This is a genomic window from Oscillospiraceae bacterium NTUH-002-81 (assembly GCA_032620915.1).
In the GTDB taxonomy this organism is placed as follows: Bacteria; Bacillota; Clostridia; order Lachnospirales; family Lachnospiraceae; genus JAGTTR01.
In genome coordinates this window covers 2,410,001-2,424,092 of sequence record CP136052.1, presented here as the reverse complement: position 1 = coordinate 2,424,092, position 14,092 = coordinate 2,410,001, and the positions used below count along the sequence as shown (strand labels likewise).

At 55.1% G+C, this 14,092-nt stretch carries 10 protein-coding genes and 2 pseudogenes (1 of these 12 only partly in view); 11 read left to right on the top strand and 1 reads right to left on the bottom strand.

The features are described from left to right. The first annotated feature begins 115 nt into the window (after positions 1-115). The 11 genes and pseudogenes from RJD28_11970 (at position 116) to rseP (ending at position 13,990) form a co-directional block, all read left to right on the top strand. Positions 116-3,604 (top strand): DUF5717 family protein, encoded by a 3,489-nt coding sequence (locus RJD28_11970; protein ID WNV57011.1) that lies wholly within the window; start codon positions 116-118, stop codon positions 3,602-3,604. Positions 3,605-3,622: 18 nt separating this feature from the next. Further along, positions 3,623-4,894 (top strand): DUF5716 family protein, encoded by a 1,272-nt coding sequence (locus tag RJD28_11965; GenBank protein ID WNV57010.1) that lies wholly within the window; start codon positions 3,623-3,625, stop codon positions 4,892-4,894. 18 nt (positions 4,895-4,912) lie between these two features. Further along, a complete protein-coding gene (locus RJD28_11960; protein WNV57009.1) occupies positions 4,913-5,668 on the top strand; it encodes a hypothetical protein in 756 nt (251 codons plus the stop codon). Between the two features lie 83 nt (positions 5,669-5,751). After that, positions 5,752-7,203 carry an amidophosphoribosyltransferase gene (gene purF / locus RJD28_11955; GenBank protein ID WNV57008.1) on the top strand — a complete coding sequence of 484 codons (1,452 nt, stop codon included), beginning with the start codon at positions 5,752-5,754 and terminating at the stop codon, positions 7,201-7,203. 60 nt (positions 7,204-7,263) lie between these two features. Continuing rightward, positions 7,264-8,698, top strand: a pseudogene (gene purB / locus RJD28_11950) (adenylosuccinate lyase). A 223-nt stretch (positions 8,699-8,921) separates the two neighbouring features. Continuing rightward, positions 8,922-9,617, top strand: coding sequence for a UMP kinase (gene pyrH / locus RJD28_11945; protein ID WNV57007.1), 696 nt, complete (start codon positions 8,922-8,924; stop codon positions 9,615-9,617). Between the two features lie 16 nt (positions 9,618-9,633). Continuing rightward, positions 9,634-10,186, top strand: a pseudogene (gene frr / locus RJD28_11940) (ribosome recycling factor). 79 nt (positions 10,187-10,265) lie between these two features. Next, positions 10,266-10,973, top strand: a complete 708-nt coding sequence (locus tag RJD28_11935; protein WNV57006.1) for an isoprenyl transferase — start codon at positions 10,266-10,268, stop codon at positions 10,971-10,973. Positions 10,974-10,975: 2 nt separating this feature from the next. Then, positions 10,976-11,782, top strand: coding sequence for a phosphatidate cytidylyltransferase (locus tag RJD28_11930; GenBank protein ID WNV57005.1), 807 nt, complete (start codon positions 10,976-10,978; stop codon positions 11,780-11,782). 17 nt (positions 11,783-11,799) lie between these two features. After that, complete coding sequence (gene dxr, locus RJD28_11925) at positions 11,800-12,942, top strand: 1-deoxy-D-xylulose-5-phosphate reductoisomerase (GenBank protein ID WNV57004.1); 1,143 nt, start codon at positions 11,800-11,802, stop codon at positions 12,940-12,942. Between the two features lies 1 nt (position 12,943). Next, positions 12,944-13,990 (top strand): RIP metalloprotease RseP, encoded by a 1,047-nt coding sequence (gene rseP / locus RJD28_11920; GenBank protein ID WNV57003.1) that lies wholly within the window; start codon positions 12,944-12,946, stop codon positions 13,988-13,990. A gap of 3 nt (positions 13,991-13,993) precedes the next feature. Here rseP and RJD28_11915 read toward each other — a convergent pair whose 3' ends face one another. Continuing rightward, a protein-coding gene (locus tag RJD28_11915; protein ID WNV57002.1) for a prolyl oligopeptidase family serine peptidase crosses the window boundary here: on the bottom strand, positions 13,994-14,092 show its final stretch. 849 nt of this gene lie beyond the right edge of the window; the window shows 99 of its 948 coding nt (coding positions 850-948); its start codon lies off the right edge, out of view; the stop codon is at positions 13,994-13,996.

Below are 14,092 nucleotides of genomic sequence, written 5' to 3'. Positions count from 1 at the left end.
AGGGAAAGCAAACAGATGAGACAGGTAGTAGAACAGCTGGCGAAGGGGCAGTTTCTATATGAAAGGCCCGAACTGAATACAGAGGACGCGTGTATTTCTGTCCGCATGGGCAAAAATGAGATCTACGAGGGGGAGCATCACGCTGGAAGTGCGCAACCACAAGGCACTTCACGGCCGCGTATACAGCTCGACACCCCGGGTGAAGATCAAGGAGAGCATCCTCACCGAGGATCAGGCACAGATCATCTACACGATCTGCAGCTTTGGTCTGGATGCCGGGGAGGAGCTGAACGGGAACCTGACGCTGGTGACGGACGCCGGAGAGGTGCAGGTTCCGTTTTTCGTGAAAATCCTGCGGCTGGGAAGCGATTCCTCCATGGGAAATGTGCGTAATCTGTTCCATTTTACGAATCTGGCCAACTCTGATTATGAGGAAGCCTACCGGATTTTTATTTCCGATTCTTTTGAACAGATTTTTTCGGAAAATGAAGATGACCAGAAGACGCTGTATCGGTGCCTGAAACGCACGGGGCTGACCCGAGCGGCCATGGAGGAATTTCTTATCGGCGTACATAAAAAGAAGCGCTGCAGCCTGCGGCTGGGTAAGGACTGCCTGGAACTGAACGATATGAAGGAGACGCTCCAGGGCAGCATCCCGCTGGAAAAAGAGAACTGGGGATATCTTCACGGGGACATTTCTGTGGATGCGCCGTTTCTGATTTTGCGGAAAAAAACCGTAACCTCCGAGGATTTTGTGGGAAAATACTGTGATTTTCCGTTCCTGGTGGAGGTGTCCCGTCTCCACGCGGGGTTAAACTGCGGCTCCATCACCATCCGCACCAAGACCCAGGAGCTGACCTTTACCGTAAAGGCAAGAAAAGCGGAGGAGGAACAGCACAAAAAGGCCCGGGCCCAGAGAAGAACGCTCTCTGCCCTGCGGCTTTCCATGACGGAGCAGTGGCTGGATTACCGCACCGGCAAATCCTCCAAAGAGCATATGCTGGAACAGATGCAAAAAGGGATGAATGAGCTGGCAGCCGGTGGAAAATTGCGGGGCGCAGATCCCCTGTTACAGGCATTTTTCCTAGATCTGGCCGGGGAGAAGGAGCAGACGGCCCGGATCCTTTCCGGGGTGGCCCAGGACCCGAAGCGGATGAAGGATCCGCTGCTGGCAGCAGCCCATACGTGGCTCAGCCAGAGGCACGGCTCGGAGGAAGAGCGGAAAAAAGCGTGCAGCGATCTTTTGAACCAGCATGACCGGGATCGGGAGTGCTGGCAGTATCTGTGGATCCTGCTGCAGATGCCGGAGTACAGAAAGGCAGGCGCTGCCCGCATTTTGGAGGATATCCGGGAGCAGATCGCCTATGGCTGTGCCAGTCCCCTGCTGCTGGCGGAGGGATTTTTTCTGCTGAAAAAGGAACCGGAGCTTTTGAAAAAGCTGACGCGGCTGGAGGTGCGGATCTACCTCTGGGCGTTAAAGGAAGGCCTGGTGGACGAGCAGATGGCCATGCAGCTGGGCACGCTGGCCCAGCAGAGCCGGTACTACGACCGGGCCATGATCCGGCTGCTTACCGGCCTGTATGACAAATTTCCTTCCGAGACGCTGCTGGGTGCCATCATCAGTTGCCTCATGCGGGGCGGCTTCCGGCAGCGGAAATATTTCAGCTGGTATAAGGAGGGCGTGGAGCGGAATCTGAACATCGCCGGTCTGTACGAGTATTACATATATACGGTGGGGGATCATGTGCGTTCCCGGTTGCCGCTGCCGCTGGTCATGTATTTCCAGTACAACAACACGCTGGACTACCGGCGCAAGGCGTTCCTTTACACGAACCTGTACCGGTACCGGAAGTCCTACGGCAACATTTATCAGCAGTTTGAACCCCAGATCGACAAATTTGTCACGGAACAGCTCATGGAACAGCACATTGACCGGAATCTGGCGTTTCTTTACAATGTGTTCCTCCACGAGGAAATGCTCACCAAGGAGCTGGCCCGTTCCCTGACAGGCATGCTGTTCCTCCACGAGGTGGTGTGCCGGGGACGGCATTTTTCCAGGGTGACGGCGGTGCACAAGTTTGTGGACACCTGGCAGACGGTACCGGTGCAGGAGCAGCGGGCCTATGTGAACATGTATATGGAAGACTGCAAGCTGGTATTCACTGACGAACACGGGGAGATCTACGTGGACGAGGAAGAGTACGAACTGCGGCAGCTTTTGGATACCGAGCGGTTTCTGCCGGTGTGTGAATCCTTTTTCCCGGAGGACGGCATGATCCTTATGTACCGCTGCTGTGGGAAAAGCGAATATTATGTCATCAACAGCGACAATATCATGCAGTTTACAAAGCTGGTGAAGCTGCCCTTCCTGGAACCGGAATTCCGGGAAAAGATCCGGGGGGACATTCTGGCCTACTGTTATGAAAACTATGACGCGGAGCTTCTGGAGGAGAGCCTGTTTGATATTGCACCGGCGTCTCTGAACGCTGCGGACCGGGTGCGCCTGGTGGAGATCTACATTTCCAGAGGCATGTACGACCGGACCTACGAGCTGGTAAAAGAATACGGCTATGAAAAAGTTTCTCCCAAGCTGCTGGTGCGCCTGTGCATGCGGCTCATCCGGCGAAAAGAATACGAAAAGGATGCCTATCTGACGGCGCTGTGCCACGGGGCATTTTTGCAGCACAAATACGACGAGACGGTGCTCCAGTATCTGTGCGATTATTTCGAGGGCAGCATGGAAGAACTGCTGTGCATCCGGGATGCCGGGGAAAATTTTGACTTGCAGACCTTTTTCCTGACGGAGCGGATCCTCATGCAGCGGCTGTTCACCGGGACGGCGGATATGGCGGACTTTGACCTGTTGAAGCAGTACCTGCAGCAGGGCGGTCACGGCATGGTGGAACGGGCCTACCTTTCCTATCTTTCCTGGGAATATTTTCTGGATCGCAAACACCCGGACCGGCGGCTGTTCGAGCAGCTGGAGACCCGGTACCGGGAGCAGGGGCTTTCTACTGATGTGTGCCGCCTGGCGCTGCTCAAATATTATGCGGAGCATCCGGGCATGATCTTCCGGCAGGAGGAGGCCGTGCGTCAGCTGCTGGAGCAGATGGCCTGCGGGGAATACCGGTTTGCCTTCTATCAGAAGCTGCCGGGACATCTGCTGGAGCCCTATTTCATTTCGGATAAATATTTTGTGGAATACCGCACCGCGCCGGGACGGCAGGTGTACGTGCATTTCCGGCTGAACACCGTGGGGGCGGAGCAGCAGGAGACCTATGGCAAGGAACGGCTGCCGGAGGTTTTCGGCGGTGTTTACAACCGGGAATTCACCCTGTTCTACGGGGATGTGCTGGACTATTTTATCACGGAAGAAATCCCGGGAGAGCCGGAGAAGAAGACAGAAGAGACCCATGTGTGCCGGGACGACGTGTTCTTAAGCGGCGGCCGGGACAAATACCACCTCATTAACGACATGCTCATCTGCCAGGATCTGCACGACGAGCTGACCGGCCGGGAGCTGCTGGAGCAGTACGCCGGGCAGGAGGCGCTGGTGAAGCATTTCTTCCAGATCAGAAAGACAGAAGATACAGGGAAACGATAAAAAAGGAGACGGACACGGATGGCAGAATCGTGGATCATCGGATATGAGCTGACGGCCCAGGCGGCGCAGATCAGCTTCTATAATGCAAAAATGAAGGAGCCCGAGTCGGCGGATCTTTCTCTGGGACTGGAAAAGTTTCAGATCCCGGCGGTGCTCTTAAAGCTGCCGGGGACGGAAGGATACGTGTGCGGCCAGGAGGCGCTTCGTGCGGCCAGGGAAGGCCGGGGCGTGCTGCTGGACAATCTGATCATCGAGGCCATGATGAGCTGCCGGGGGGAGGAGCATCCCTTGGGGGGCGATCCCAAGGAGCTGCTGGCGCTGTTCATCCGCCGGTCGCTGCGGCTGGTGAGCACAGACTGTACACCGGAAAACATCAGCCGGATCGTATTTACCCTGCCGGATCTCCATCCGGGCATCATTTCTGTCATGGAGGAGGTCATCCGGCTGCTGGGCTTTTCCGAAGAGCAGGCCAGCCTCCAGGATTATCAGGAAAGCTTCTATTATTATGTCATTCATCAGAAGCAGGAGCTGCGGGCGTATCATGTGGCGCTGTTTCACTGTGAGAAGGATCATCTGGAGGCCTATGATCTGTTCGTGCACCGGAAATCTTTCCCCAAGGTGGTGACGGTGCATCCGGCCGGGGAGCTGTCCTTTGTGCCGGAGGACAAGAGCGTCATGAGCCGGGGCGAGGCAGCAGATCGGGAGAAGGATGCGGCGTTTCTGCATTTCATCGAGGAAATGTTCCGCTCCAATATTTTTTCGACGGTATATCTCACCGGGGACGGCTTCGACACGGACTGGTATGCCCAGTCGCTGAAGCTGCTCTGCCGGGGCAGGCGGGTGTTCTCCGGGAAAAACCTGTACGTCAAGGGCGCCTGTTACCGGGCCATGGATGAGGCCAATGCCGCCAGAGGCATGGAATTTCTCTTCATGGGCAAACACAAGATCACCCACAATATCGGTATGGACGTGTTCCGCAACGGGCGAAAGGAATATTTCGGCATCATTTCCGCCGGGGTGAACTGGTTCGAGGCCAAAGGGAGCTGTGAGTTCCTGCTGGACAAGGAAGAAAGCATCGAGCTGTGCATCCAGACCATCGACCGGTCGGAGACGCGAAAGATCCGGGTGCCCCTGGACGGCCTGCCCAAGCGGCCCAATAAAACGACCCGCCTGCGGCTGTCCATCACCTTTACGGGCGTGCGGGAGTGCCGGATCGACGTGAAGGACTGCGGCTTCGGGGAATGGTTCCCGGCCTCGGATTTCACATGGACAGAGCGGCTGAAGCTGTAGCACAGGAGGAATGGGTGGATGAGCGGATATATTTTATGCCATGAAAAAAAGGCCGCCAGGCCTTATTATATAGAAGCAGTGGGCATCCGGATCTGGACCATCGAGGAGCTGTGCTACTATGTGAGCAGCTATGTGTGGCTGCTGGACAGCGGCTTTTTCTGCGAGGATCTGTGCGATTGGGTGGACAGGCAGCTTCTGATGCCCCGGCTTGCCAAGCTTCTCTATGCGGAGTATTACCGGGGAAAATCCCTGCGGAATTTTATGGAGATCCTGCTGACCAACACCGGGTACTGCACCCGGGCGGAGATCGAGCAGCTGACCCGGTTTCTGGACGGCATGGAGCATGTGTCGGAGATGGAGCGGCTGAAACAGAAAGGCGATTATTTTCTGGGCGACCGGAAATACCGCCGGGCCATCGGCATGTACAACCAGATCCTGGGGATGCGCAAAAACCAGGAGCTGACCGGTGATTTTTACGGAAATGTGTGGAACAATAAGGGGCTGGCCTACGCCGCCCTGTACCTGTTTGATGAGGCGTTTTCCTGTATGAAAAAGGCCCATGAGGAGCTCCGGAGCGAGGCGTCGGGACAGGCGCTGCTGGGGGCACTTTACTTGATGGTCCCCCGGGAGGAGTTTACGAAGCGGGCGGCCTTCGAGGGCTTTTCGGAGGGAGAGATCTTCTCGTTTCTCGGGGAGGCGGAAGCCATTGTGCCGGAGAAAAAAAGCCTGCCCGTGGTAGAACTGAAACGGGAGTATGACAGGGAGAACAGCTGAACCTGTTGCTTTTTGAAAAAAGTTATTATATAATTTGCGTAAACTGGACATTGCGGAGACGTTACGAAAGGGCATTGGTTAGAATGAAAAAAGAGCAGATTTACGAGCAGATGGAGTATTCGGATGCACTGCATGAGGAGTGCGGCGTATTCGGCATGTATGATTTTGACGGCAATGATGTGGCCTCTTCCATCTATTACGGATTGTTTGCCCTGCAGCACAGAGGGCAGGAGAGCTGCGGTATCGCGGTGAGCGACACCAGCGGTCCGAAGGGAAAGGTGTCTTCCCACAGAGATATGGGACTGGTAAATGAAGTGTTCACGCCGGAGATCCTGGCGGGCCTTAAGGGCAACATCGGTGTCGGCCATGTGCGCTATTCCACAGCGGGCAGCAGTACCCGGGAAAATGCCCAGCCGCTGGTGCTCAATTACATCAAGGGAACGCTGGGTCTGGCCCACAACGGCAACCTGATCAATGCGCCGGAGCTTCGCCGGGAGCTGGAATATTCCGGTGCGATTTTCCAGACGACCATCGACTCGGAGGTGATCGCCTACCACATCGCCAGAGAGCGTGTCACCAGCAAGACGGCGGAGGAGGCGGTGTCCAGAGCCTGTAAGAAGATCAAGGGCGCCTATTCCCTGGTCATCATGTCCCCCAGAAAGCTCATGGGCGTGCGGGATCCCTTTGGATTCAAGCCCCTTTGCATCGGCAAGCGGGACAATGCGTATTTCATCGTGTCCGAGACATGTGCGCTGGATACGCTGGGTGCAGAATTCGTCCGGGACGTGGAGCCGGGAGAGATCGTGACCATTTCCCCGGATGGCGGCATCCAGTCTGATTTCAGCCTGCGCATCGACCGGGAAAAACAGGCGCGCTGCGTGTTTGAATATATTTATTTTGCAAGACCGGATACGATCATGGACGGCATCAGTGTGTACCACACCCGGATCATGGCGGGCAGATACCTGGCCATGGATTCCCCGGTGGACGCAGACCTGGTGGTGGGCGTACCGGAGTCAGGCAATGCGGCGGCGCTCGGCTATTCCCAGCAGTCCGGTATTCCCTACGGCACGGCTTTCGTCAAGAACAGCTATGTGGGCAGAACGTTCATCAAGCCCAAGCAGAGCAGCCGGGAATCCAGTGTCCGCGTGAAATTAAACGTGTTGAAGGAAGCCGTGGACGGCAAGCGGGTCATCATGATCGATGATTCCATCGTCCGGGGCACCACCAGCGACCAGATCGTCAGCATGCTGAAAAAAGCCGGCGCCACTGAGGTGCATGTGCGGATCAGTTCACCGCCGTTCCTATGGCCCTGCTACTTTGGCACAGACATCCCGGAGCGGGAGCAGCTCATCGCCTACAACCGTTCCATTGAGGACATCCGCCAGATCCTGGGCGCAGACAGCCTGGGGTACCTGCGGGTAGAGCGCTTAAGCGAGATGGTGGAAGGAAGAGGCATCTGTACCGGATGTTTCACAGGAAAATATCCCATGGAACCGCCGACGGAAGATATCCGGGGCGAGTACCAGCGATAAGAAAGATAAAGTAGTCGGGAAGAGACCTGATGTGAAAATGAGACGATAGAAGGAGAATGGATGATGAAAGACAGATATGTAAGCCCGCTTTCTGAGCGGTATGCAAGCCGGGAAATGCAGTACATTTTTTCCCCGGATATGAAGTTCCGTACATGGAGAAAACTGTGGATCGCCCTGGCAGAGACCGAGCGGGAGCTGGGACTGCCCATCACAGAGGAGCAGATCGAGGAGCTGAAGGCCCACGCCGAGGACATCAACTATGAAGTGGCCCAGGAGCGGGAAAAACTGGTGCGTCACGATGTCATGTCCCATGTATACGCTTACGGCGTGCAGTGCCCCAAGGCAAAGGGCATCATCCATCTGGGAGCAACCTCCTGCTACGTGGGAGACAACACCGACATCATCATCATGGCAGAGGCGCTGAAGCTGGTGCGCAAAAAGCTGGTCAACGTCATCGCTGAGCTGGCAAACTTTGCAGACAAATATAAGGCACAGCCCACCCTGGCTTTCACCCACTTCCAGCCTGCACAGCCCACCACCGTGGGAAAACGTGCCACCCTGTGGCTCAATGAGTTTATGATGGATTTGGATGACTTGAATTATGTGCTGGGCAGCCTGAAGCTGCTGGGTTCCAAGGGAACCACCGGCACCCAGGCAAGCTTCCTGGAGCTGTTTGACGGCGATCAGGAAAAAAATTGATAAGATCGATCCCATGATCGCACAGAAAATGGGCTTCACCGCCTGCTATCCGGTATCCGGCCAGACCTACTCCCGGAAGGTGGACACCCGCGTCATGAACGTGGTGGCAGGCATCGCAGCCAGCGCCCACAAGATGTCCAACGACATCCGTCTGTTACAGCATTTAAAAGAGGTGGAAGAGCCCTTTGAGAAAAACCAGATCGGTTCCTCCGCCATGGCATACAAGCGCAACCCCATGCGCAGCGAGCGGATCGCATCCCTGTCCCGCTACGTCATGATCGACGCCCTGAATCCGGCCATCACCTCCGCAACCCAGTGGTTTGAGCGGACACTGGACGACTCCGCCAACAAGCGGCTGAGCATCGCTGAGGGCTTCCTTGCCATCGACGGCATCCTGGATCTGTGCCTCAACGTGGTAGACGGTCTGGTGGTATATCCGAAGGTTGTGGAGAAACACCTCCGCGCCGAGCTGCCCTTCATGGCAACCGAGAACATCATGATGGATGCGGTGAAAGCAGGCGGCGACCGTCAGGAAATGCACGAGAAGATCCGTACCCTGTCCATGGAAGCAGGCAAGAACGTCAAAGTCAACGGCGGCGACAACAACCTGCTGGAGCTCATCGCCGCAGATCCGGCCTTCCGCATGACCGAGGAAGAGCTGGCCAAGACCATGGATCCGTCCAAATACACCGGCAGATCCCAGGTGCAGGTAGACGCATATTTGAAGAACTTTGTCCGCCCGGTGCTGGAAGAGAACAAAGAACTGCTGGGCGTCAAGGCAGAGATCAACGTATAAACAAAGCGATACAAAAAAGAAAATCCCCGATGGCTGTGGACTGGTGAAAACCAGAGGCGGCTGGCGGGGATTTTTTAATGATCCGATCACGATCAGGTGGAAGGAAAACAGTTGGGATTTCCTGAAAACAGGTATGAACAATTAATCGTTCCGGCGGGTTGAAATTTTCCGAATATATGGTAAAATAAAACTATTAAATGACAGAATCAGGAGAATTGTTCAAATGAAACGTATTTTACTGAAATTGAGCGGTGAAGCGCTTGCAGGAGATAAGAAGACAGGATTTGACGAGGCGACGGTCATCGGCGTTGCGAAGCAGGTGAAAGAGCTGGTGGATGACGGCATGGAGGTGTCCATCGTCATCGGCGGCGGCAACTTCTGGAGAGGTCGTTCCAGCCAGACCATCGACCGGACGAAGGCAGACCAGATCGGTATGCTGGCAACGGTGATGAACTGTATTTATGTGTCGGAGATTTTCCGGTATGTGGGCATGAAGACCCAGATCCTCACCCCCTTTGAATGCGGTACGATGACGAAGCTGTTTTCCAAGGATCGTGTGATGAAGTATTTTGAGAAAGGCATCGTGACCTTCTTTGCAGGCGGCACGGGACATCCGTATTTTTCCACGGATACGACCACAGTGCTGCGGGCCATCGAGATCGAGGCGGAGGCCATCTATCTTGCCAAAGCAGTGGACGGCGTGTACGACAGTGACCCGAAGACGAACCCCGATGCGAAGAAGTATGACGAGGTATCCATCCAGGAAGTGATCGACAAGAAGCTTCAGGTGGTGGATATGACGGCGTCCATCATGTGTATGGAGAACCACATGCCGATGTACGTATTCGGCCTGAACGCCGAGGACGGCATTGTCAATGCAGTGAAAGGCACATTTACGGGAACCAAGGTGACCGTGTAAAACAGGAGGACTTATTATGGATGAGAAGTTAGCGGTATATGAGAGCAAGATGACGAAGACCTATGACGGATTGGTGAAGGAATTCGCAGCGATCCGTGCAGGACGTGCGAACCCTCACGTGCTGGACAAGCTCAGAGTTGATTATTACGGAACCCCCACACCGATCCAGCAGCTGGCGAATGTGACTGTGCCGGAGGCAAGAATGATCCAGATCCAGCCCTGGGAGTCCAGTCTGATCAAAGCCATTGAGAAGGAGATCATGACGTCTGATATCGGCATCAACCCGAACAATGACGGTAAGGTGATCCGCCTGATCTTCCCGGAGCTCACCGAGGAGCGCAGAAAAAGAGCTGGCAAAGGATGTGAAGAAGAAGGGTGAGGCTGCCAAGGTTGCAGTCCGCAACATCCGTCGTGACGGCAACGATGCTTTCAAGAAGCTGAAGGGAACAGAGGTTTCCGAGGATCAGATCAAGGATCTGGAGGGACAGCTGCAGAAGATGACAGACAAGTTCATTGCCAATATCGACAAAGAGATCGAAGAGAAATCCAAGGAGATCATGACCGTATAGGACAGAACAGATCGTAAGGGGGCAGTCACACATGCGCTGCCCCCTTGTTTTCGATTGCAGGGATGAGGAGGAGAAAGACATGAATGTACCGCAGCATGTTGCGATTATTCTGGATGGAAACGGCCGCTGGGCCAAGAGCAAGGGAATGCCCCGCAATTACGGGCACGCCCAGGGAAGCAAGAACGTGGAACGCATCTGTGAGGATGCTTACAAAATGGGTATCAAATACCTGACGGTGTATGCGTTTTCCACGGAAAACTGGTCCCGGCCCAAGGGAGAAGTGGACGCGCTGATGACGCTGCTTCGCAATTATATGAAGACCTGCCTGAACACCGCGAAGAAGAACCGGATGAAGGTGCGGGTCATCGGTGACAAGACCGGTCTGGATCCCGATATCCAGACACGGATCCGGGAGCTGGAGGAGGCATCCAAAGACAACGATGGCCTGAATTTTACCATTGCCATCAATTATGGCAGCCGGGATGAGATCGCCCGGGCGGTGCGGCACATCTCGGAGGATGTGGCAGCGGGGAAACTGGATCCCACCTCGGTGACGGAGAAAACCATTTCCAATTATCTGGATACCGCAGGCATTCCGGATCCGGATCTGCTCATCCGCACCAGCGGGGAGCTGCGGCTGTCCAACTTCCTTATGTGGCAGCTGGCCTACACGGAGTTTTATTTTACGAATACGCCCTGGCCGGATTTTACAAAAGAGGAATTGGCGGAGGCCATTGAGAAATATAATAGCAGGGACAGAAGATATGGCGGGGTAAAGGAGGAGTAGCGGTGTTTGTAACCAGATTGATCAGCGGCATTGTGCTTGTGATCGTGGCGGCGGCCTCCATTATCCTGGGCGGCAATGTGATGTTTGCCGTGGTGGCGGCCATCTCTTTCATCGGTCTGTATGAGCTGTACCGGGTATTTCATATGGAAAAAAATATCCTGGGTATTTTGGGATACCTGTTCACTGCCGTGTACTATGCCGTGCTGTATGTGGGCGGTAAGGGCTATATCGAGGAGCTGCTGTTGGGCTTTCTCATCTGCCTGCTGACGGTGTACGTGTTTGACTATCCGAAATACCGGACGGAGGACATTATGGAAGCGCTGTTCGGCGTGGTGTACGTGGTGTTCATGCTGTCTTATCTGTATCAGCTGCGGGGCCTGGAGAACGGCGCGTACCTGACGGGGCTGGTATTTTTCTGTGCCTGGGGCTGTGATACGTGTGCCTACGTGGTGGGCATGTTGTTTGGAAAACATAAGATGGCGCCCATCTTAAGCCCGAAGAAATCCGTGGAGGGCGGCATCGGCGGTATCGTGGGCTCTGCCCTTCTGGGTGCGGCTTACGGCGCGGTGGGAGAGCGTATCGGCCTGGTGGAATCAGAGCAGTCGGTGGTGCTGGCATTTTTTATCTGCTGTGCGGCAGGTGCGGTGATCTCCCAGATCGGCGACCTGGCGGCTTCTGCCATCAAGCGCAATCATGACATTAAGGATTACGGGACGCTCATTCCGGGCCACGGCGGCATTCTGGACCGGTTTGACAGTATCATTGTGACGGCGCCGATCATTTTCACGCTGGCATCGTTTTTACTGTAGGAAAGGACGGATAAAGCATGAAGAAAATTGCGATTCTGGGATCTACGGGTTCCATCGGAACGCAGACACTGGAAGTGGTGCGCAATAACCGGGACATCAAGGTGGTGGCGCTGGCAGCAGGCTCCAATATCCGGCTGCTGGAGCAGCAGATCCGAGAGTTCCGGCCAAAACTGGCGGCCGTATGGAGTGAGGAGAATGCCAAACAGCTGCGGCTCATGGTGCGGGATCTGCCGACGAAAATCGTCTGGGGCATGGAAGGCCTTCTGGAGGTGGCCCAGATTCCGGAATCGGAGATTCTGGTGACGGCCATTGTGGGCATGATCGGCATCCGTCCGACAGTGGCGGCCATCCGTGCAGGGAAAAATATTGCGCTGGCCAATAAAGAGACGCTGGTGACAGCGGGCCATATCATCATGCCGCTGGCAAAGGAGCGCAAGGTGTCCATTTTACCGGTGGACAGCGAGCACAGTGCGATTTTTCAGTCGCTGAACGGGGAACGGCAGAATCATATTTCGAAAATTTTGCTGACGGCTTCCGGCGGCCCCTTCCGCGGGAAAAAACGTCAGGAGCTGGAGCATATCCGGCCGGAGGATGCCCTGAAGCATCCCAACTGGTCTATGGGCCGGAAGATCACCATTGACAGCTCTACCCTGGTGAACAAAGGTCTGGAGGTCATGGAAGTGAAGTGGCTGTTTGACGTGGATCCCGAGCGGATCCAGGTGGTGGTGCAGCCTCAGAGCATCATTCATTCCATGGTGGAATTTGATGACGGTGCGGTGATCGCCCAGCTGGGCACACCGGATATGAAGCTTCCTATTCAATATGCCCTGTATTATCCTCAGCGGCGGTATCTGCCCGGCGACCGGTTGGATTTCTGGAAGCTTTCCCAGATCACCTTTGAAAAGCCGGATACAGAGACGTTCCGGGGCCTGACGCTGGCTTACCGTGCCCTGCGGGAGGGCGGTTCCATGCCTACCGTGTACAATGCGGCCAATGAAAAAGCGGTGAGCTTATTTTTGGACGGCAAGATCCGTTATCTGGATATCACGGATATCATCGAGGACTGCATGGACAGTCATCTGACGCTGACTTCCCCTTCCGTGGAGGATATTCTTGGCGTGGAGCGGGAAGTATATGAAAGAATAGAAAGCAGGTGGTAGATTGAAAATCATACTGGCATTGCTGATTTTCAGCCTGATCGTGGTGTTCCATGAGCTGGGACATTTTCTGCTGGCCAAGAAAAACGGCATTACCGTGACGGAATTTTCCCTGGGGATGGGCCCGCGGCTCCTTTCCCATGTGTGGGGAGAGACGCGCTATTCCATCAAGCTGCTTCCTTTCGGCGGCTCCTGCCTCATGGTGGGAGAGGACGAGGACAGCGACGACGTCAATGCGTTTAACAATAAACCGGTGGGCGCACGGATCGCTGTGGTGGCAGCCGGGCCGGTTTTCAATTTTATCCTTGCCTTTATCCTTTCCCTGTTTATTGTGGGAAGCATCGGCTATGACGCACCGGTGGTGTGGAAGGTGACAGATGGGTTCCCGGCACAGGAGGCGGGCATCGAGGCAGGGGATACGATCCTTCGTTTGAACCACACGAACATCCACGTTTACCGGGAGGTGACGCTGTTCGTTCAGCTGAATCAGAAAAATGCAGATGCGCCGGTGGAGGTGACCTATCGGGATGGCGAGACCGGGGAGAAACGGACGGTGACACTGACACCCCGACAGGCAGAGAACGGCAATTACTATCTTGGGTTTACCGGCTCCGGCATCCGTACCCGGGGCGGCGTGGTTACCACGTTAAAATACAGTGCCTACGAGGTGAAATACTGGATCAGCACCACGCTGAAAAGCCTGGGGATGCTCTTTGATGGGCAGGTGGGGGCCAATGAGGTGTCCGGCCCGGTGGGCATCGTGAACTATATCGGCGATACGTATGAGGAGAGCCGTTCGGACGGAGCCTTTTACGTGTGGCTGAATATGCTCAACATCGCGATCCTGCTGTCGGCCAACCTGGGCGTCATGAATCTGCTGCCCATCCCGGCGCTGGATGGCGGCCGTCTGGTCTTTCTCGTCCTTGAGGCCATCCGTGGAAAGGGCATCGACCCGGAAAAAGAAGGCTTTGTCCATATGGTCGGTATGGTAGCGCTCATGGCGTTGATGGTATTCGTCATGTTCAACGACATTCGCCAGATTTTCTGGTAAAAATTATTTGGAAACAGAAAACAACCAGTCGAGAAGGCCGGGTTCATCCCAGGCATTGAGCCAGATCCAGTGGCCAATGTCTGGGTATTCTTGATATTGGAC